The sequence below is a fragment of the Fontisphaera persica genome, assembly GCF_024832785.1.
Taxonomy (GTDB): domain Bacteria; phylum Verrucomicrobiota; class Verrucomicrobiia; order Limisphaerales; family Fontisphaeraceae; genus Fontisphaera; species Fontisphaera persica.
The window spans coordinates 3,949,278-3,967,295 of sequence record NZ_CP116615.1 but is presented as its reverse complement, the minus strand read 5'-3'; the positions used below and the strand labels follow the sequence as shown (position 1 = coordinate 3,967,295).

Here is an 18,018-nt window from a genome sequence, read left to right as displayed (position 1 = left end):
GCAGCAGCCGGTCATCCGGGCCTCCCCGCCATGACCGCACTTTTCCCCTTTTCGGCGGCAGCCTCCTGCCCCAAGATGCCCTCATGCGACAGGTGCCGGAAAAAGTCTGGCGCGAAGCCGTGCGCCGCGCGCTGGAAGAGGATGTAGGCCCGGGCGATGTGACCTCCCTGGCGGTGGTGCCTCCCGCGTTGCAGGCCCGGGCCTGGATGAAGGCGCGGCAGCCGCTGGTGGTGTGCGGGCTGGAGGCGGCCCGGCTGGCTTTTCAAAGCCAGCACCGGGGGATGCGCATCCAATGCCACGCCCGCGATGGCCAGGCGGTGAAACGCGGCGCGGTACTCATGGAGATTACCGGCCCGGCGCGGGCGCTGCTCACCGCCGAGCGGGTGGCCCTCAACTTCGTCCAGCGCCTCAGCGGCATTGCCACGCTCACCGCGGCCTTCGTCAAGGCCGTGCGCGGCACCGGCGCGCAAATTCTGGACACCCGCAAGACCACTCCGGGGCTTCGCCTATTCGAGAAATATGCCGTGGCCTGCGGCGGTGGCAGCAATCACCGCCTGGGGCTGCATGACATGGTCCTCATCAAGGACAATCATCTGGCGGCGCTGGCCCAGGAAGGCCCCCGGCCCATTGTGCGCGCCGTCCAGCGCGCCCGCGCCCGCTACCCCCACCTCAAGGTGGAGGTGGAGGCCGACACCCTGCCGCAGGTGGAGGAAGCCGTGGAAGCAGGGGTGGATTTCATTTTGCTGGACAACATGACACCGCGCCAGTTGCGGGCGGCCGTGCGCCGCGTGGCCGGCCGCGCCCGGACCGAGGCCAGCGGGGGCGTCACGCTGCGGACGGTGCGCGCCATCGCGCGGACAGGTGTGGATTTCATCAGTGTGGGAGCCTTGACCCACTCCGCGCCAGCGGTGGATGTGGCGCTTGACTTTGCCCCGGCGCCGGGGTTTAACCAGCCCGCAAGCCGGCGACGCGCGCCGGTCTCCAGACCTGAACATGAGCCGCAGTGATTCCGCACTGGATACCGCCATCCTGACCGCCCTGCGCCAGGCGCAGGAAGGTTCCGTATCAGGCGCCGACCTGGCCGCGCGCCTGAAGGTGACCCGCGCCGCCATCTGGGCGCGCATTGAAGCCTTGCGCGCGCTGGGCTTTGACATCGAGGCCAGCCCACATCACGGCTACCGTCTGTTAAGCGCGCCGGACCGGCTGTACGGCGATGATTTGAAATCGCGTCTGGGCTCCACCCGCATCATCGGGCGCGACATCCGGGTGTTCCAGGAAACCAATTCCACCAATGACCTGGCCGACCGCCTCGCACGCGACGGCGCGGAGGAGGGCGTGGTGGTCTTTGCCGAAAAACAAAGCCGCGGCCGCGGCCGGATGGGGCGCGCATGGGCCTCCCCCCCGGGGCTGGGCCTGTGGTTTTCGGTGGTGTTGCGCCCGCGGCTCACGCCGCAATCCGCCACGCAATTGACCATTGCCGCCGCCACCGCCGCGCGGCGCGCCATTCATCGCGTCACCGGCCTGGAGCCGGACATCAAATGGCCCAATGACCTGCTCCTGGACGGCCGCAAAACCGCCGGCATCCTCACCGAAATGGGGGCGGAGCTGGACAAAATCAAATACCTCATCATCGGCATCGGGGTGAATGTGAACCTGGCGGAGGCCGATTTTCCGCCGGAGCTCCGGCGGGTGGCCACCTCCTTGCGGCAGGTCCTCGGCCGGCCCATCCCCCGCCCGGAACTGGCGGCGGAACTATTGCGCGAGCTGGACACCGATTATGCCCGCGTGACCTCCGGGCACTTTGATGCTGTAGCCGAGGAATGGAGCCGCCATTGCCGCACGCTGGGCCAGCGCGTGGTCATCCTCCAAGGCGAGCGCCGCATCGAAGGCCGCGCCGAAGGGCTGGACCATGATGGCGCGCTCCTGTTGCGCAACCCTCGCGGGCGGCTGGAGCGCATCATTGGCGGGGATGTCATGCTGGGTTCTTGAGTTTTCCATGATTCTACTGGCCGACATTGGCAACACCCATACTCACCTGGGCCTGGCGGATGCGCAGCGGGTGCGGCGCGCCATGGACGTGGCCACCCGCGGCCTGGGCGAACCGGCCGCGCAACGGACATTGCGCCGTTGGTTGGGCCGGCACGTGCCCGCGGGCCTTGGTGTCTGCAGCGTGGTGCCCGCCGCCACCCCCGCGATGCGCGCCCTGGCGGCGGCGGCCGGGGTCAACGCGGTCCTGGAATTGAATCACCGCACACTGCGCGGAGTGGGCATACGCTATCCGCGGCCGCATACCATTGGCGCCGACCGCCTGGCCAATGCGCTGGCGGCCAAAGTGCTGGTGGGCGCACCGGTGGTGGTGGTGGATTTTGGCACCGCCGTCACCTTTGATGTGGTGGACGCCCGGGGCGATTACATCGGCGGCATCATTGCGCCGGGGCTGGCGGCGATGACGGAATACCTGCACGAAAAAACCGCGCTGTTGCCGCGCATCACCATCCGGGATGTCCGGCGGGCCGTGGGCAAAAGCACCAAGGAAGCCATGCGCATTGGCGCCGTGCATGGGTATCGGGGGCTGATTCGCGAGCTCATCCGCGAGTTGAAAAAAGAGTTGGGCTGCCGCCGCCTGCCGGTGGTGGCAACGGGCGGTTACGCGGCCCTCATGGCCAAAGGATTGCCAGAAATCCAGGCGGTCCTGCCCCACCTGACGCTCGAGGGGCTGCGCTTGACCTGGCTGGCGCACCACCCGTCAATGGCGGGCCGCTGACGCCGTTTCCGGGTGGTGATGGCCGTGGCCGTTGCCCTGCACGTGGCAGGAGCCGTTGCCGCCGCAATGACGGAGCTGTGTATCCACCTTCAGAATGTGATTGACCAGCCAGTTTTCCGTCATTTCCCGCAATTGATTGAGCACCGTCAGGCTGGCGCCCTTGCGCTCATACTCCTGCACCAGCCGCGTGTATTGCTCCAGAAACCGCCGGTGGGCGGCCTTGTTCGCCTGATGCGCCGGGCAGCGGCGCTTCTCCATCACGGCTTCTTCATCGCCAAAGTGCCGCTGGGCGTACTCCCCTAAAAACTGAAGCATGGGCTGCACTTCCTCGGGGCCGGCACAGCGGCGAATGGCCTCGTGGAGGCGGTTGAGGCGGGCAATCAATTCCTGGTGTTGCGCGTCCACCTCGGGCACGCCGGTGGCCATGGTTTTGGCATCCCACACCAGGAGCGCGCGGGGCGTGGCGGGGTCGGGAGCGGAGGCGGCCGGCTCGCCGGCCGGGGCTTCGGCGCGGGCGCTGGCCAGATCCAGTTTGAAGCGCTGCACGACCTGCTGCAACTGGGTGGCCAGCCGGGCCAGCTCCATGGTGGCGGCCGCCGCACCGGTCACGGCCTGCGAAGTGTCGCGCGCCGCCTGCGAAACACCCGCAATGTTGCGGGCAATTTCCTGGCTGCCGCGGGCGGCTTCGGTGGCATTGCGCGTGATTTCATTGGTGGTGGCGGCCTGTTGCTCCACAGCGCTGGCAATGACCGTTTGAATCTGGTCAATCTTCCGGATGACCTCGCTGATGCCCTGAATGGCCTGGACGGAGGCGGTGGCATCCGATTGGATGGCATTGATTTTGCGGCTGATTTGCTCGGTGGCCTGAGCCGTCTGGCGCGCCAGCTCCTTCACCTCGTTGGCCACCACCGCAAAGCCCTTGCCGGCCTCGCCGGCGCGAGCGGCCTCAATGGTGGCATTAAGCGCCAGCAAATTAGTTTGCGCCGCGATGGTGTTGATGACCTGCACGACTTCTTCAATATCCGCGCTGCTGGCCCCCAGGCGGCTGATGGTCTGGTTGGTTTCCTGCGCCATGCGCGCCGCCTCCCCGGCCACCTTGGCGGCATCCACGGCCTGCCGGGCGATTTCCCGAATGCTCGCGCTCATCTGCTCGGCGGCGGTGGCCACGGTGGAAACGCTCTTGCTAATCTGCTCGGAGGCGCTGGCCACCACCTGCGCCTGGGTGGAGGTTTCCTCGGCATTGGCGCTGACCTGCTGGTTGGTGGCGCTCAGCTCCTGCGCGGTGCCAGCCACGGCCGTGGAGTTTTCGGAAACCTGCTTGAGGCTCTTGCGCAACCCAATGACCATCGAGTTCATCGCCTGCGCCCAGGCCCCCAGTTCATCGGAACGCTGCACGGCCAGCGTCTGGGTCAAATCGCCGGTGGCCATGCGCGTGGCCAGTTGCATGCCCTGCCGCAAGGGCTGCGTCACCATGCGAGTGATGACCCAGGCCAGCAACGCGCCTACCACCAACGCCAGCAGGGGAGCCGCCACAGCTACCATTTTTGCCGTCCGGGCCTGGGCGATGGCCGCCGCCGCCGCTTCGCCGCTCAATTTCTGGCCAAGCTGCTGCAATTGCTGCAACGAAGCCAGCGCCGCTGCCTGCACCGGCTGGCAACGGCTGTGGAAATTATCCGTCAATTGCCGCTGCAACCCCACCGCCTGGTCCGCCATTTGTTGAAGGCGGGTGAATTGTTCAAGGGTGCCGCTGACCGCTTTCTCCAGTTCATACGCCCGGGCGCTCAGCGCGTTGGCTTCATCCTTCGCTTCCACCAGCGCCAGAATGCGTTTCACGGCGGCATGAAATTGCTGATGCGGCTGGGCCACGGCGGCAAGGATTTGCTGCACTTCGGGATTGGTGGATTTATAGGTGGCCATCCATTGGCCAAAATTGCAGGCGGTGTGGTCTGTGCCGCCAGTAAAGTTTTGCTCCTCATACATCCGTTCCATGAGTTTCATTTCCACCGCGTAATGGTCCCCGATGAAACGATTGATGTTCGCCTGGAGCAGGTTGGGATTGCCCAAATCCAGCGCCACCCATTTTTGTGCCAGCGCCAGACACTCCTCGAGCGCTTGCTCATAGGTCTTGTTCTGGGCCTGCCACTGCTGCCATAACTGCTCCTCCTCCTTTGTGCGCGGCAGGCCGGCAAACTGCTGCCCGGCCTCTTTTATTTTAACCCTGCTTTCCGCAATCGCCTGAAAGGCGGCCTGGGCGGCCGCCGGGGAAATATCAGGATTGAGCAGCTCCGCCAGAGCCGTTTCCAGCGAGTCGGCGTGGTGGGTCAGGTCCCCCAGGATTCTCATGGCCACCATGCGATGCTGGGCCACGTCTTCCAAGGCTTTGGAGGTTCGGGAAAGGTTGTAGTAACCCAGCCCGCCCACAAGCAGGCCAAGTAGAACGACGCCGGCGAACCCGCCGGCTATCTTGGCGCCAAGACTAATTTTCATATTTCTAAGCTATAGGGCGGGGCGGCTTGGGAATGCAAAAGCCTCCAGCCTGCTGATGTCTGTATGTTGACTGCCCAATATCGTATCAGACAAAACACGACATCTACCGTCGGATATCGGAAAACAGCAAGGTGGACTTTAGATATTTTTGAACTTGGCGAGGCGCACCACGGAGCAAGCGCAAGGCAAACCGCCGGCCGTAGCGGTAGTCTGCACCCCCCGCAGTTCCATTCCACCCCTTTCCGCTAAGGGGAAAGAGGAGAATAGGTAAAGCCTGGGTATTCTATTGCGTTGTCACCAGCAGCAGCCAGTCCCCGGGTTCGGGGGTGGGCACCTGGCAGGTGGTAGGGCCAAGCACGGCCACCGCGGCGCGGCGCTCACCATTGCGGGGGTTGACCCAGGTAAGCACCGGTGAACCTTTCATGCTGGTTAGCGCGGCGAGCTGCAATTCCACCACCCGGTCTTCCGGCACGTAAATAACCATGAAATCGTTGCGCTCGGAGCGGGCCGCAGCAATGAACCGGCGCGGCTGTGCCAGCCCCGGTTGGGACGCCAGCACCTCCGGCGCCGGGCGAAGCCGCCAGAAATCAAGGCTCTGGAAAAAGTCGGCCAGCACCGTCATCTGCTGGGCGCCGGGCATCATCAAGGCCTCCCGCCACGGCAGCGGGACGCCGGTATTGGGATGGTCCACCGGCGGGCGGGTCCCATCGTCCCAGCCCCAGATGCCGTGCCCGCCGTAAGTGATGCCGGCGGTGGGGGCGTTGAGGAGCGACCAGTAGTGCGCCCGGCGGACCACCTCGGCCCCCATGGGACCAGCCGCCCCGCCGACGTGATTCTCATAGGGCGCTTCCAGACTGATGAACGGTTTGAACGGCGGCAGCCGCCATTCCCGGGCCGCCGGGCCGCTGGTAATCCAGCGCAGGTTGTCGTCCCGGTCATTGTGGCCGCTTTGATAACCCACCAGGTCATACCACGGCTCCTGAATAAACTCCTGCCGCACCCACATGCGCCCGCCGGGATGGCAGGTCACGGGGGCATGGGCAATGTCGCCAAACACCCCCCGCCCAATGCGCTGCCACCTGGCCGCCTTTTCGCCCCGGTAATCGCCGTCGCCATTCAGTATCCAGACCACCGCACGAGCCTGCCAGCGAGCCACCATGTAACGGGCCAGCAGGATGGCCTGGTCTTCCGGCAAGGAAACACCCGGATTGATTTGCGGATTGGAGCCGCCCTGAATGGCCCACAAAAGCACCGGCACGCTCAACAAACCGGCCCGATGCATGACCTCCACGCGGCGGTCCAACTTCTGGAAAAAGGCCGGGTTGACGGCAATGCGCTCCCTGCCGGTGTAAGCCAGCTCGCCTTCACGGTTGCCGTCAGGGGCGGCGCGCCATTGCGTGGTGACCCATTGAACAGCGGTAAACTTTTGCCGCGCACGGGTTTGCACATAATACTCCCATTCGGCATCCGTGGCTCTCAGCGGGCCATTCCAGGCGGTATCGGCCAGCCAGAAAAAGGGGGTCATGTCATCGTGCACCAAATATCGCCCATCCGGAGAAACACGAATCGGGCCGTGTTGGGCGAAGCGGCTGCCGCCGGCGCTGCGCGCAGCGGAGCAGATGAAACGGCCCGCCACGCCGTGCAAGCCGCGATTGGCGGCATCGGTACACTCGGTTTGCCAGGTCCATGGGCCGGGAGTGCGCGGCATGAACCGCACCCGCCACGTGCGGCCGCCGTCCCAGAATCCGGGCACGCGCAGGCGCTCGCCCTGAGGGGAGACGAAAATGGCCGTCAGCGCGGCTTCCTGCACGGGGTTGGTGTAGTTTTTGGTGCTGGTCAGGACAAGCTCGTGTTGGTCCCATTGCGGCACCAGCGGCGGGCGCGGGGCGGCGCACAACAAGCCCAGAACTCCCGATAACCACCACAAACACCCTGCGCACCGCCACGTTGCGAAGATGCTCCTTGCCCACATCGAATGCGGTTTCATAACACTGTCATCTTAGGGAAAGGGGCCCTTCGATGCACGCAAAATAAAAAAATCCGTCATCCCGGGGGCCGGTGGCCGCCGCGGGCCGGGCTTGCCGGGGTGGCAGGGCAAAAGTTGAACAAAAAACGTAAAAAACTTTTACTTGGCAAAATCGGGATAACTACTGCAATAATGCGCGGATTATGATTAACGTTAATAATAAGAAATTGGCTTGGACATTGGTCCTGACGGGCCTCGGCGCGGCGACGGCTGCCGCGAGTGAGGCATCACTGGTGCTGCCGGATTTGCGGACGGTGAACTTCCCCTCCCTGGGAGGCGCCACCGGCTACACGCTGATGTTGTGCGGCATTCTCGTCTGCGCGCTGGCAGCGGTGTTTGGCATCTGGCAATACCAGCGCACCAAGGCCCTGCCGGTGCATGATTCGATGCGCAACGTCTCGAACATCATCTGGGAGACGTGCAAAAGCTATCTGATTCAGCAGGGCAAATTCCTGGCCATCCTCTGGGTGCTGATTGGCATCTGCATCGCCTACTACTTTGGCTTCCTGACCGAGCACAAGGACGCCGCCGGCCAGGTGCACAAGGGCATGGGCGTGGGCAAGGTGGTGGTCATCCTGCTGGCCTCCATCCTCGGCATCCTGGGCAGCTACGGCGTGGCCTGGTTCGGCATGCGCATCAACACGCAGGCCAACAGCCGCTCGGCCTTTGCCGCCCTGCGCGGGCTGCCGTGGGCGCCGCTGGCCATCCCCATGCGCTCGGGCATGAGCGTGGGCCTGCTGCTCATCACCGTGGAGCTGTTCTTCATGATCAGCATTTTGATTTTCCTGCCCGCCGACCTCACCGGCCCCTGCTTCATCGGCTTCGCCATTGGTGAATCGCTGGGCGCCTCGGCGCTGCGCATCTGCGGCGGCATCTTCACCAAGATTGCCGACATCGGCTCCGACTTGATGAAGATTGTCTTCAAGCTGCCCGAAGACGACCCGAAGAATCCGGGCGTCATTGCGGACTGCACCGGTGACAACGCCGGCGACTCGGTGGGGCCGACGGCGGACGGTTTCGAGACCTACGGCGTGACGGGCGTGGCGCTGATTACCTTCCTGGCGCTGACCCTCGGCTTGACCCCGGCCTGCGCGGTGCTCATCACGTGGATTTTTGTGATGCGCATCATGATGATTATCACCTCGCTGGTGGCCTACTTCGTGAATGACGCCATTTTCACCAGCAAATACAGCGAATCCAAGGATTTCCATCCGGAGAAGCCCCTGACCTGGCTGGTGTGGCTGACCTCGGCGATTTCCATCGTGCTGACCTTCGTGGTGAGCAAGCTCATGCTGGGCAACTTCAGCATTGACGGCAAGGCGCTGCCCGATTTGTGGTGGGTGCTGTCGGTGATCATCTCCTGCGGCACCGCCGCGGGCGCGTTGATCCCCGAGTTCACCAAGATTTTCACCAGCACCGAGGCGCGGCACACCAAGGAAATCGTGACCGCCTCCCGCCAGGGCGGCAGCTCGCTGAACATCCTGTCCGGCTTTGTGGCGGGCAATTTCTCGGCCTTCTGGGAAGGCTTGCTGATGCTGGTGCTGATGCTGATTGCGGCCGTGATTGCCGGCAATCAGGACCTGCTGGCCATCATGCCCAAGGGCATCGAGTTCGCCGGCCCCATCTTCGCGTTTGGTCTGGTGGCCTTCGGCTTCCTGGGCATGGGCCCGGTGACCATCGCCGTGGACAGCTTCGGCCCGGTGTCCGACAACGCCCAGTCCGTCTATGAGCTGAGCCAGATTGAATCGGTGCCCAACATCGAGAAGGACATCGAGAAAAACTTTGGCTTCAAGCCCGACTTCAAGGCGGCCAAGCACAACCTGGAGAAGAACGACGGCGCGGGCAACACCTTCAAGGCCACGGCCAAGCCGGTGCTCATCGGCACGGCGGTGGTGGGCGCGCTGACCATGTTGTTTGCCATCATCCTGCTGCTGGACAAGGAATTCGGCGACGTGGTGAAGAACCTCTCGCTGGTGCAGCCGCAGGTGGTGCTGGGCTTCCTGATGGGTGGCGCGGTGATTTACTGGTTCACGGGCGCCTCCTGCCAGGCGGTGGTCACCGGCGCCTATCGCGCGGTGGTGTACATCAAGGAAAACATGGACCTGAGCGCCAAGGCGGCCTCCATTCAGGACTCCAAGGAAGTGGTGAAAATCTGCACCATCTACGCGCAGAAGGGCATGTTCAACATCTTCGTGGCCATCTTCTGCCTCTCGCTGGCCCTGGCGTTCTTTGACCCCTACTTCTTCATCGGCTACCTCATCTCCATCGCCTTCTTCGGCCTCTATCAGGCCATCTTCATGGCCAATGCCGGCGGCGCGTGGGACAACGCCAAGAAAATCGTCGAAGTGGACCTCCGCCAGAAGGGCACCGACCTCCACGCCGCCACCGTGGTGGGCGACACCGTGGGCGATCCGTTCAAGGACACCAGCTCGGTGGCCATGAATCCCATCATCAAGTTCACCACGCTGTTCGGCCTGCTGGCCACTGAAATCGCCGTGGCCATGCAGAAGGGTGGCAAGGCCGGCCTGAAACTGGGCATCGGCATCACCCTCTTCATCATCGCGCTAATCTTCGTGTACCGCTCCTTCTACGGCATGCGGATTCCGGAAGACAAGTAACCGGCGCGCCACGCTGTCACAGGACAGCTTGACTGTAAACCAAACGGGCCGCGTTTTCGGACGCGGCCCGTTGCTTTTCCGGCGGAGCAGTTTTTTTTACACGCAGAACGGCGCCAGTACATTCCGCGCCACGCGGATGGCCGCCTGCCGCCCTTCCAGGGTCTGGCCAAAAGTGGGGTCTTCCACCTCAATGCACACCGGGCCGGTGTAGCCAATCTCCTGCAGCTTGGCGAAAAATGCCGCCCAGTTGATGTCGCCATAGCCGGGAATGCGCGGCTTGTGCCATTCCTTGGGAAAGGCAAACGCGCCCACTTCGTTCAGGCGGTCCTGCTGAATCTGCATGTCTTTGGCGTGCAGGTGAAAGAGTTTGTCCTTGAATTCCGCCAGCGGGCTGATGGGGTCCATGCGCTGGAGGATGAAGTGCGATGGGTCATAATTCAGCCCAAAATAGGGCGAGGAAATGTCACTGAACATGCGCCGCCAGATGACCGGCGAGGTGGCAAGGTTTTTGCCGCCCGGCCATTCGTCGCGGGTGAAAAGCATGGGGCAATTCTCAATGCCGATGCGCACATCGTTCTCCTCCGCATAGGCAATCAACGGCTTCCACACCCGCAGAAAGCGCGGCCAGTTTTCGTCCACCGTTTTGGTCCAGTCGCGCCCCACGAAGGTGTTGACCTGCCGCAAGCCCAGGCGGCGGGCGGCGCGAATGACCTTTTTGAGGTGCGTCACGGCCTTGCGGGACACTTCGGCATCGGGGTCCAGCGGATTGGGGTAATACCCCAGCCCACTAAGGGTCACGCCGCTCTGGGCGCACATGGCGCGGATGTCGTCGGCCTGCGCCTCGGTCAGCGTGTCCACGTCAATGTGGGTAACCCCCGCAAATTTGCGCTCGGCCTTGCCCACCGGCCAGCACGCAATCTCCAGGCAGCTCAGCCCCTCGCGGGCGGCGAACTCGACGATTTGTTTGAGGTTCAGGTCCGGCAATATCGCCGTGAATAATCCCAGTTGCGGACAGGTTTTGCTCATAAGCGGTTGGTGTTGTTTGGCGCAGATGTTGGCACAGCCCGTCAGGGCAGGGCAAGCGCGGAAAAGGCCCGCGCCGCCGCCCGCCCCACGGCAGGCGCGCAAAAATCCGTTTGCGTGGAACGCACGCTCATTCCATGCTCCGCGCCATGCCGGACGAAATGTTTGATGTGGTCAACGAGCAGGATGAGGTGGTGGGCCAGGCCCCGCGGCGGGAGGTGCACGCACGCCGCTGGCGCCACCGGGCGGTGCATGTGTTGGTCTTCAACCGGCGCGGCGAGATTTTTTTGCAAAAACGCAGCCTGCGCAAAGACAACCACCCCGGCGTATGGGATTCTTCCGCCTCCGGCCATCTGGATGCCGGCGAAGATTACGACCACGCGGCTGTGCGGGAGGCGGAGGAGGAAATTGGCTTGCGCCTTTCATCCCCCCCAGCCCGGCTTTTCAAGGTTTCCGCCTGTCCCGAAACCGGCATGGAGTTCGTTTGGGTGTACCGCTGCGAGGCCGAAGGCCCGTTTTCCTTGAATTCAGAGGAAATTGACGAAGGCCGCTGGTTTGCGGCGGAAGCCGTGGACCGCTGGCTCGCCGAGGCCCCCCAGGAGTTTGCCCCCACCTTTCCCCTCATCTGGCGGGAATGGCGCCGTCGCACGGGGGCAGGTTGAAGGGGACAGATTAGGCTGGCCAGCATCCCCACTGGCGAGGGCCTTGGCGCCAAAGCTTTTCCCGCTTAACCACCCAGCGTAACACCCCACGGCGCGGCGCCCGGCTGCCTTTCTGTTTGGGAAAGAGTCCCGGGCAGGTTAAAATGCAGGGCCATGGGCAAATATTGGCAGGTGCTGAAAGTGGGCATCCAGAACACCCTGGTGTACCGGGTGAACTTTCTGTTTCGCGCCACTTTTGCGCTGGTGCCGTTGACGGCCATGGTGATGTTGTGGAAAACCATTTACGCCGGCGCCGCGGGCGGCGCCGTGGGCGCCTATGACCTGGCCCAGATGATTTCCTATTACCTGCTGGTCACCGTCACCGATGCCCTGACCGCGGTCACCGAGGATGACTGGCAGATTGCCGCCGACATCAAGGACGGTCTCATCAGCCAGTTTTTGCTCAAGCCCATGGACTATTTATGGTACCGGCTGAGCCTGTTTGTTTCGGGCCGCCTCGTTTATACGGCGGTGGCGGCAACCCCCGTCACGTTGTTCATCCTGTGGCATCGGGAATACTTCGTCCTGCCGCCCGACGCCGCCACCGCCCTCTGTTTTGCCGTCTCGGTGGCGCTGACCGCCCTGCTGAATTTTCTGACGTCCTTCACCATGGCGTTGCTGGCGTTTTGGGTGCTGGAAGTGGCCACGTTCATTTTCATTCTGTTCGCGTTGGAATATCTGGCAGGCGGTCATTTGTTTCCCATTGACATCCTGCCGCCGGGCCTGGCCGAAGCCCTGATGTACACCCCCTTTCCTTACATGCTCTATTTCCCCATCAGCGTTTATCTGGGGCGGGTGCAGCATGAAGCGCTGTGGGGCGGCCTGGCCATGCAGGCGTGCTGGGTGGTGGCCGCCTATGCGCTGGCCCGCCTGGTTTGGGCCCGGGGCATTCGCCGCTACAGCGCGGTGGGAGGTTGAACCGCCATGGGCAAAACCGCCGCCCGCCAACTCACCCTTTGGCCGCCGCCCAACCTGTGGGTGGCGCGCTTCGGGCCGGCCTTGTTTCGCCGCATCCCCGCGCAGCCGGGAGTGTATTTGCTGGGCGACGGCCAGGGCCGGCTGCTGTATGTGGGCAAGGCCGTGAATTTGCGCCGCCGACTGCAAAGCTACCTGCATCTCCCCCTCGAGCGGTGCTCCCGCAAAACCGCCCGCCTGATTCGCGAGACCCACGCCATCTCCTGGGAAGTGTTGCCCGGCGCCGCCGCCGCCCTGCTCCGCGAAAACGAGCTGCTGCGCCTCTGGAAACCCAAATTCAACCGGCTTAACACCCGCCCCGAACAATACGCCCGCGTGGCCCTGGCCCAGAATGCCGCCGGCGCGCGGGTGCTGCGCTGGGGCCGCGGTCATCCGCCCACCGAGGCATCCGGCCCGTGGTATGGCGCCTTCAAAGGGCCGGGACGGTTGCGCGACACCCTGCGCGCCCTGGCCCGGCTGACCTGGTGCATCGCCGCGATTCCCCCTTCCCTCCATCAACTGCCCCGCCTGGCCTACGCGGAAAAGCTTCCCCCGGAAATCCCCCTGCCCACCGCGCTGCCAGCGCCGTTGCAGGAGCTTGCCCTGTGGGAAGATTTCTTTGCCGGCCGCCGGCCAGAATTACTGGCGCAACTGGCCGCCCACCTCCCCCCCAACCTGCCGCCCGATGTGCGCCGCATGGCGGAGCGGGACCTCGCGCGGTTGCAGGCCTTTTATGAAGCCGGTCCCCGCCGCAACCGGCAACTAAGCGAGCGGGCGGGCCTCGAAGGCGCATGGATTGCGCCCGATGAGCTGGACGACCTCCTCGCCCTCGAACTGGCCCAGCGCCAGAACACCGAATAAACCCGCGCCCAAGGGCCTTCCCCCCACCCCGTCCGGTTTCTCCAAGGAGCAACTTGCCTGCCGCCGTTATTGGGCCTTGAGTTTCCGTTCCAGGATTTCGCCGGCCACCGCGGGATTGGCCTTCCCCTTGCTCAGCTTCATCACGCAGCCCTTCAAGGCGTTCAAGGCCGCCGCCTTGCCCGCGCGGTAATCAGCCACGGCGCGCGGATTTTCCGCAATGGCCTGCTCGCACAACGCTTCAAGGGCCGCGGCATCGCTGACCTGCACCAGGCCCTTTTGTTCCATGATGTGCGCGGGGTCCTGGCCGGTTTGGAACATTTCCCCAAACACCTCCTGCGCGGCTTTGCTGCTCAGCTTCCCAGTTTCCACCAAATCCACCAGCTTCAGCAAGGCCGCCGGGGTGAACCGAAGCTGCTCCAGGCCCGTGCCGGTGGCGCTCATCTGGGCGCGCAAATTGTTGATGACCCAGTTGGCCAGCGTCTTTTTGTGGGGCGTCTGGACCGCCAGCCGTTCGTAGTAATCCGCCAGTGGTTTGTCGTTTTTGAAGGTTTCGGCATCGGAGGCCGGCAGTTGATACTCCCGCATGAAACGCTGTTTGCGGGCCAGCGGCAGCTCCACCAGCCGGGCGCGCACTTCGGCCATCCAGGCCTCGGTGGGCGCCAGCGGCATGAGGTCCGGCTCCGGAAAATAACGGTAATCATGCGCCTCTTCCTTGGTGCGCATGGGTTCGGTGATGCCGGCCACGTCATCCCAGCGGCGGGTCTCCTGGCGCAACGTGCCGCCCGCCGCCAGCACATCCATCTGGCGCTGAATCTCGTACTCCAGCGCGCGCCGCACACCACTGAAGGAGTTCATGTTTTTGATTTCAATCTTGGCCCCCAGCGTGGTGGCGCCGCGGGGGCGAAGGCTCACGTTCACATCGCACCGCACCATCCCCTTTTCCATGTCGCAATCACTGATGCCGCCCTGGATGAGTGTTTCTTTCAGCGCGTTCAAATAGGCGTAGGCCATGTCCGCGCTGGAAAGGTCCGGCTCGCTCACAATTTCCAGCAGCGGCACGCCCGCCCGGTTGAAGTCCACCCCGCTGAACCGCTCAAAATGAAAACTCTTCCCCACGTCCTCCTCCAGATGCGCCCGGGTGATGCGCACGCGCACCACGCGGCCCTCGAATTCAAAATCCAGATACCCCTGCCGCGTGGAAGGCAAATCATACTGGGTAATCTGGTAATTCTTGGGCATGTCCGGGTAAAAATAATTCTTCCGGTCAAACTTTGCGCGCGCCGGGATTTCACAGTTCAACAGCAGCCCGGTGAGCACCGTGAGACGCAGGGCTTCCTCGTTGGCCACCGGCAACACCCCGGGCAGCCCCAGGCACACCGGGCATACGTGCGTATTGGGCGGCGCGCCAAAGGCATTGGCGCAGCCACACCACATCTTGGACCGGGTTTTGAGCTGGACATGCGTTTCCAGGCCAATCACCGCTTCGTATTCCATACGCCTTTCCTTGTGCCACAAACCGCCGCCCTTGAACACTGTTTAATGCAGGCGCTCGTGCTCCGCCTGCCGCTTGGAAAATCAACTCGCCTTGAAGGGGCTGCCCATGCTTCAGTGGGCGGCATGAAACCCGTGGTCATGGCCGTTGCCGCGCATCCGGACGACATTGAATTTATGATGGCCGGCACGTTGCTGTTGCTGGGCGAAGCCGGCTGGGAGCTGCATTATCTGAATCTGGCCAGCGGCAACTGCGGCAGCATGGAGCATCCCTCCGCCGTGGTGCGCCGGATGCGCGCCCGCGAGGCGCAAGCCGCCTGCCGCCTCCTGGGCGCAACCTGGCATCCGCCGCTGGTGGATGACCTGGAAATTTTCTATGACCTGGACACCATCCTGCGCGTGGCGGCCGTCATCCGCGCGGTGCAGCCGCGGATATTGCTGGTGCCTTCACCCCAGGATTACATGGAGGACCATACCAACGCCTGCCGGCTGGCGGTCAGCGCGGCGTTTGTGCGGGGCATGCCCAACGTCAAAACCCGTCCCCCGCGCCCGCCGGTGGCAGGGCCGGTGACGGTGTACCATGCCATGCCGCACGGGTTGCGCGACCCCTTGCGCCGCCGCATCCTGCCCGGCATTTTTGTCAATACCACGCGCGTCCATGAACGCAAAAAAGCCGCCCTGGCCGCCCATCAAAGCCAGAAACGCTGGCTCGACACCACCCAGGGCATGGATTCCTACCTCCACGTCATGGAGCAATTGGCGCGCGAGCTGGGCCGGATGTCCCGCCGATTCACCTATGCCGAGGGCTGGCGGCGGCATTTGCACTATGGTTTTTGCGAGGAAACAGACGACCCCCTGCGGGACGCGCTGGGCCGGGATTACCTCCTGAACCGGGCTTACGAACGAAGGTTGGAGCGCGGGCTTTGAAACCGCCGGGCCGCGTGCCTGACCCACGCCGGCCGGCGGCGGGCGACACTGGACTCCTTCCTTGCCCTGCCTGCGCCGGTTGCGCCTGAAAAAAAGCCGCCGGCAGCGCGCCTCGCCTCACGCCACCGGCGGCGGGAGCGACCCCTGCCAACTCATTCGTTGGCCGGTCGCAATCGGTAGAAGCGCTGGGCCCCCTGCGGCGCTTCCAATAAAATGTTCATGCCCCCATAAACCACGGGCGCGTTGGTCACCGGCGTCCAAGTCTGGGCATCCACCCGCGGCGCCCATTCCAGTTGCCAGCGCCCTTGGGGCGCCCAACCAACCCACACCGCCTGGCCAATCGCCAGCCCCGGCGCGGTGTGCGGCTGGATTTCCTGCACAAACAGCTCGTAGCCCATCCTCCCGTCTGTGCCCGACCCCGATTCCTGCGTGAACACGCCAATCGCATCAAAGCGCCCCGCCGGCATCGGCCCCACGCTGTAACGAGGCATTCGCAGGGTAAAGTACCGCCCTTCGCCATCGGTCACCGTGCACAAACGCTGACTCCACACTGCATTGGGATTCCAGCCGTTGGTGCCATAGTAACGGGAACCCAGGGAGTTGGTCAAGGCGGGATCATTCACCAATTGCAGGTTCACCAAACGGACACGCATCCCCTGGTAATACTCGCCGCCGGACTGCCGCGTGACCTCAAATATGTCCTCGTGCGTGGCCGGGTTGCCGTCGTCCACACGCTTCACCTGCGCCAACGTAACAGTTTCCGGCGCCGGCAGGCCGTAATCTGGCGTAACCAGGCGAACCTCAAAATTGGCGTCCGGGGAAAGGTCATGAGCTTCATTGATGTTGCGTTTGCCCCCATAAAACAGGGAGCGGCGCACCGTCACCTCAATCAAATCGCCCTTGCGGAACTTGCGCCCCGTTTCCGGGTCATGGCTCAGCCGCAGGACTTCCGCCACCCACGCCGCGTTGGTGTAGCTCAATTCGCTGTCCCGCACCCACGGCAGGTTGCCGTAGTTCTGCCCCAGCCAGCACGTCGTGCCGCCGCGGTCTCCCGGCTCCACGGCCTGGAAGACAATCTGCCACTCGCCCCCCATCCGCGTCGGCCCCTGGTAGGCCGGATCGTAGGGTATGAAGTTGGGCGTGGGATTCAGCATCTCCTCCGGATCGGTCAGCAGCACTCCGCGAATCGTGAAGGGAAACGTGCCCGACCACGCGCTGGTGCCATTGGTGGTGACGGATTGCAGGTTGGCATGGGTTTCCGCGGCCGGCAGCGCCATGGCGCCAGCCAGCAGTCCGGCGCAGGCCATTGCCACCGGCAGGCAGGTTGATTTCCATTGCATGTTGGCTCTATCCTGATGTTGCAGCCCCCGGCTGTGCCCCGGGCGGCGGCGGGGCTTGACCAACCCGCCCAGAGTTGTTACGATTTATGTAAATAGTATGACGACAGTGTGAGTGTTACGCAAGATAATTTTCGTATGAATATCGCCGCCGCCCCGGACCCGCGCATCGCCTACTTCGACCAACTGGCTCCCCGTTGGGACACCCAATGCAGCAACCCCGCCGCCGTCTTGCAACGCCTGGCATCCCTGCGCGCCCGCCTGCCGCTGCGGCCGGGTCTCCACCTGCTGGAAGTGGGCTGCGGCACCGGCCAGATTACCGGCTGGCTGGCCGCCCAGGTGGCGCCCGGGCAGGTGGTTGCCGTGGATTTTTCCCCCGCCATGCTGGAAATCGCCCGCGCCCGCGGCATTCCCGGGGCGGTTTTCTGCCAGGCGGACATCTGCCAGGGCCCGCCGCCGGGCGGACCCTTTGACGCGGCCTTGTGTTTCAATGCCTTTCCCCATTTCCGCGACCAGGACGCCGCCCTGCGGCATCTGGCCGCGGCCTTGCAGCCGGGCGGCGTGCTGCTGGTGCTGCATTTGTGCGGCAGCGAGGCGCTCAATCAATTTCACCACCAGCTTAACCCGCCGGTGAATCATGACCACCTGCCCCCGCTGGACTGCTGGCCCGTGATGCTGCGCGACGCCGGCCTGGCGTACGAAGAAGGCGTGGACCAGGCAGACCTGTTTTTGTTGCGGGCCAGAAAGCTGTAAAACGGGCCCGTCCACCCCTCCCCATCGCCTGCCCCGCGCGGCGTGGCGAAGGTCTCCACCATGGCCGCACCCGCGG

14 protein-coding genes are annotated in these 18,018 nt (G+C 64.0%); 9 read left to right on the top strand and 5 right to left on the bottom strand.

Annotated features, from left to right (window positions below):
• Nucleotides 1-83 precede the first annotated feature (83 nt).
• Genes nadC through NXS98_RS14820 form a run of 3 tightly spaced genes read left to right on the top strand, consistent with a single transcriptional unit; the run spans nt 84 to nt 2,764 of the window.
• On the top strand, nt 84-1,007 hold the full coding sequence (gene nadC, locus NXS98_RS14830) for a carboxylating nicotinate-nucleotide diphosphorylase (protein WP_283845806.1): 924 nt from the start codon (nt 84-86) through the stop codon (nt 1,005-1,007).
• Nucleotides 994-1,989: a biotin--[acetyl-CoA-carboxylase] ligase gene (locus NXS98_RS14825; protein WP_283845805.1), complete on the top strand. Its 996-nt coding sequence runs from the start codon at nt 994-996 to the stop codon at nt 1,987-1,989. Before nadC ends, NXS98_RS14825 begins: the two co-directional genes overlap by 14 nt.
• Before the next feature lie 7 nt (nt 1,990-1,996).
• Entirely contained in the window at nt 1,997-2,764 is a 768-nt protein-coding gene (locus tag NXS98_RS14820; protein ID WP_283845804.1) for a type III pantothenate kinase, read from the top strand.
• Here NXS98_RS14820 and NXS98_RS14815 read toward each other — a convergent pair.
• Both NXS98_RS14815 and NXS98_RS14810 read right to left on the bottom strand, forming a co-directional pair.
• Nucleotides 2,747-5,251 (bottom strand): bacteriohemerythrin, encoded by a 2,505-nt coding sequence (locus NXS98_RS14815; RefSeq protein ID WP_283845803.1) that lies wholly within the window; start codon nt 5,249-5,251, stop codon nt 2,747-2,749. The genes NXS98_RS14820 and NXS98_RS14815 overlap by 18 nt on opposite strands.
• 283 nt (nt 5,252-5,534) lie before the next feature.
• Nucleotides 5,535-7,238: a glycoside hydrolase family 140 protein gene (locus NXS98_RS14810; RefSeq protein WP_283845802.1), complete on the bottom strand. Its 1,704-nt coding sequence runs from the start codon at nt 7,236-7,238 to the stop codon at nt 5,535-5,537.
• 182 nt (nt 7,239-7,420) lie between these two features.
• Here NXS98_RS14810 and NXS98_RS14805 point away from each other — a divergent pair, with 182 nt between their 5' ends.
• Nucleotides 7,421-9,895, top strand: coding sequence for a sodium-translocating pyrophosphatase (locus NXS98_RS14805; RefSeq protein WP_283845801.1), 2,475 nt, complete (start codon nt 7,421-7,423; stop codon nt 9,893-9,895).
• A gap of 96 nt (nt 9,896-9,991) precedes the next feature.
• On the opposite strand, the gene NXS98_RS14800 is transcribed toward NXS98_RS14805, so the two are convergent.
• The gene (locus NXS98_RS14800) at nt 9,992-10,921 is read right to left on the bottom strand and encodes a sugar phosphate isomerase/epimerase family protein (RefSeq protein WP_283845800.1); all 930 of its coding nucleotides are present in this window, start codon (nt 10,919-10,921) and stop codon (nt 9,992-9,994) included.
• A 146-nt stretch (nt 10,922-11,067) separates the two neighbouring features.
• Here NXS98_RS14800 and NXS98_RS14795 point away from each other — a divergent pair, with 146 nt between their 5' ends.
• The 3 genes from NXS98_RS14795 to NXS98_RS14785 all read left to right on the top strand — a co-directional run bounded on the left by NXS98_RS14795 (nt 11,068) and on the right by NXS98_RS14785 (nt 13,434).
• Nucleotides 11,068-11,580 carry an NUDIX hydrolase gene (locus tag NXS98_RS14795; RefSeq protein WP_283845798.1) on the top strand — a complete coding sequence of 171 codons (513 nt, stop codon included), beginning with the start codon at nt 11,068-11,070 and terminating at the stop codon, nt 11,578-11,580.
• A 153-nt stretch (nt 11,581-11,733) separates the two neighbouring features.
• Nucleotides 11,734-12,537, top strand: coding sequence for an ABC transporter permease (locus tag NXS98_RS14790; protein ID WP_283845797.1), 804 nt, complete (start codon nt 11,734-11,736; stop codon nt 12,535-12,537).
• Between the two features lie 6 nt (nt 12,538-12,543).
• Nucleotides 12,544-13,434, top strand: a complete 891-nt coding sequence (locus NXS98_RS14785) for a GIY-YIG nuclease family protein (protein WP_283845796.1) — start codon at nt 12,544-12,546, stop codon at nt 13,432-13,434.
• Between the two features lie 66 nt (nt 13,435-13,500).
• Here the strand turns inward: NXS98_RS14785 and gatB are convergent, their stop codons facing one another.
• Nucleotides 13,501-14,928, bottom strand: coding sequence for an Asp-tRNA(Asn)/Glu-tRNA(Gln) amidotransferase subunit GatB (gene gatB, locus NXS98_RS14780; protein WP_283845795.1), 1,428 nt, complete (start codon nt 14,926-14,928; stop codon nt 13,501-13,503).
• Between the two features lie 123 nt (nt 14,929-15,051).
• Between gatB and NXS98_RS14775 the strand changes: the two genes are divergently transcribed.
• Nucleotides 15,052-15,852, top strand: coding sequence for a PIG-L deacetylase family protein (locus tag NXS98_RS14775; protein WP_283845794.1), 801 nt, complete (start codon nt 15,052-15,054; stop codon nt 15,850-15,852).
• Nucleotides 15,853-16,004: 152 nt separating this feature from the next.
• On the opposite strand, the gene NXS98_RS14770 is transcribed toward NXS98_RS14775, so the two are convergent.
• Complete coding sequence (locus NXS98_RS14770) at nt 16,005-17,192, bottom strand: hypothetical protein (protein ID WP_283845793.1); 1,188 nt, start codon at nt 17,190-17,192, stop codon at nt 16,005-16,007.
• A gap of 135 nt (nt 17,193-17,327) precedes the next feature.
• On the opposite strand from NXS98_RS14770, the gene NXS98_RS14765 reads away from it, so the two are divergent.
• Nucleotides 17,328-17,942: a class I SAM-dependent DNA methyltransferase gene (locus NXS98_RS14765; protein ID WP_283845792.1), complete on the top strand. Its 615-nt coding sequence runs from the start codon at nt 17,328-17,330 to the stop codon at nt 17,940-17,942.
• Nucleotides 17,943-18,018 lie beyond the last annotated feature (76 nt).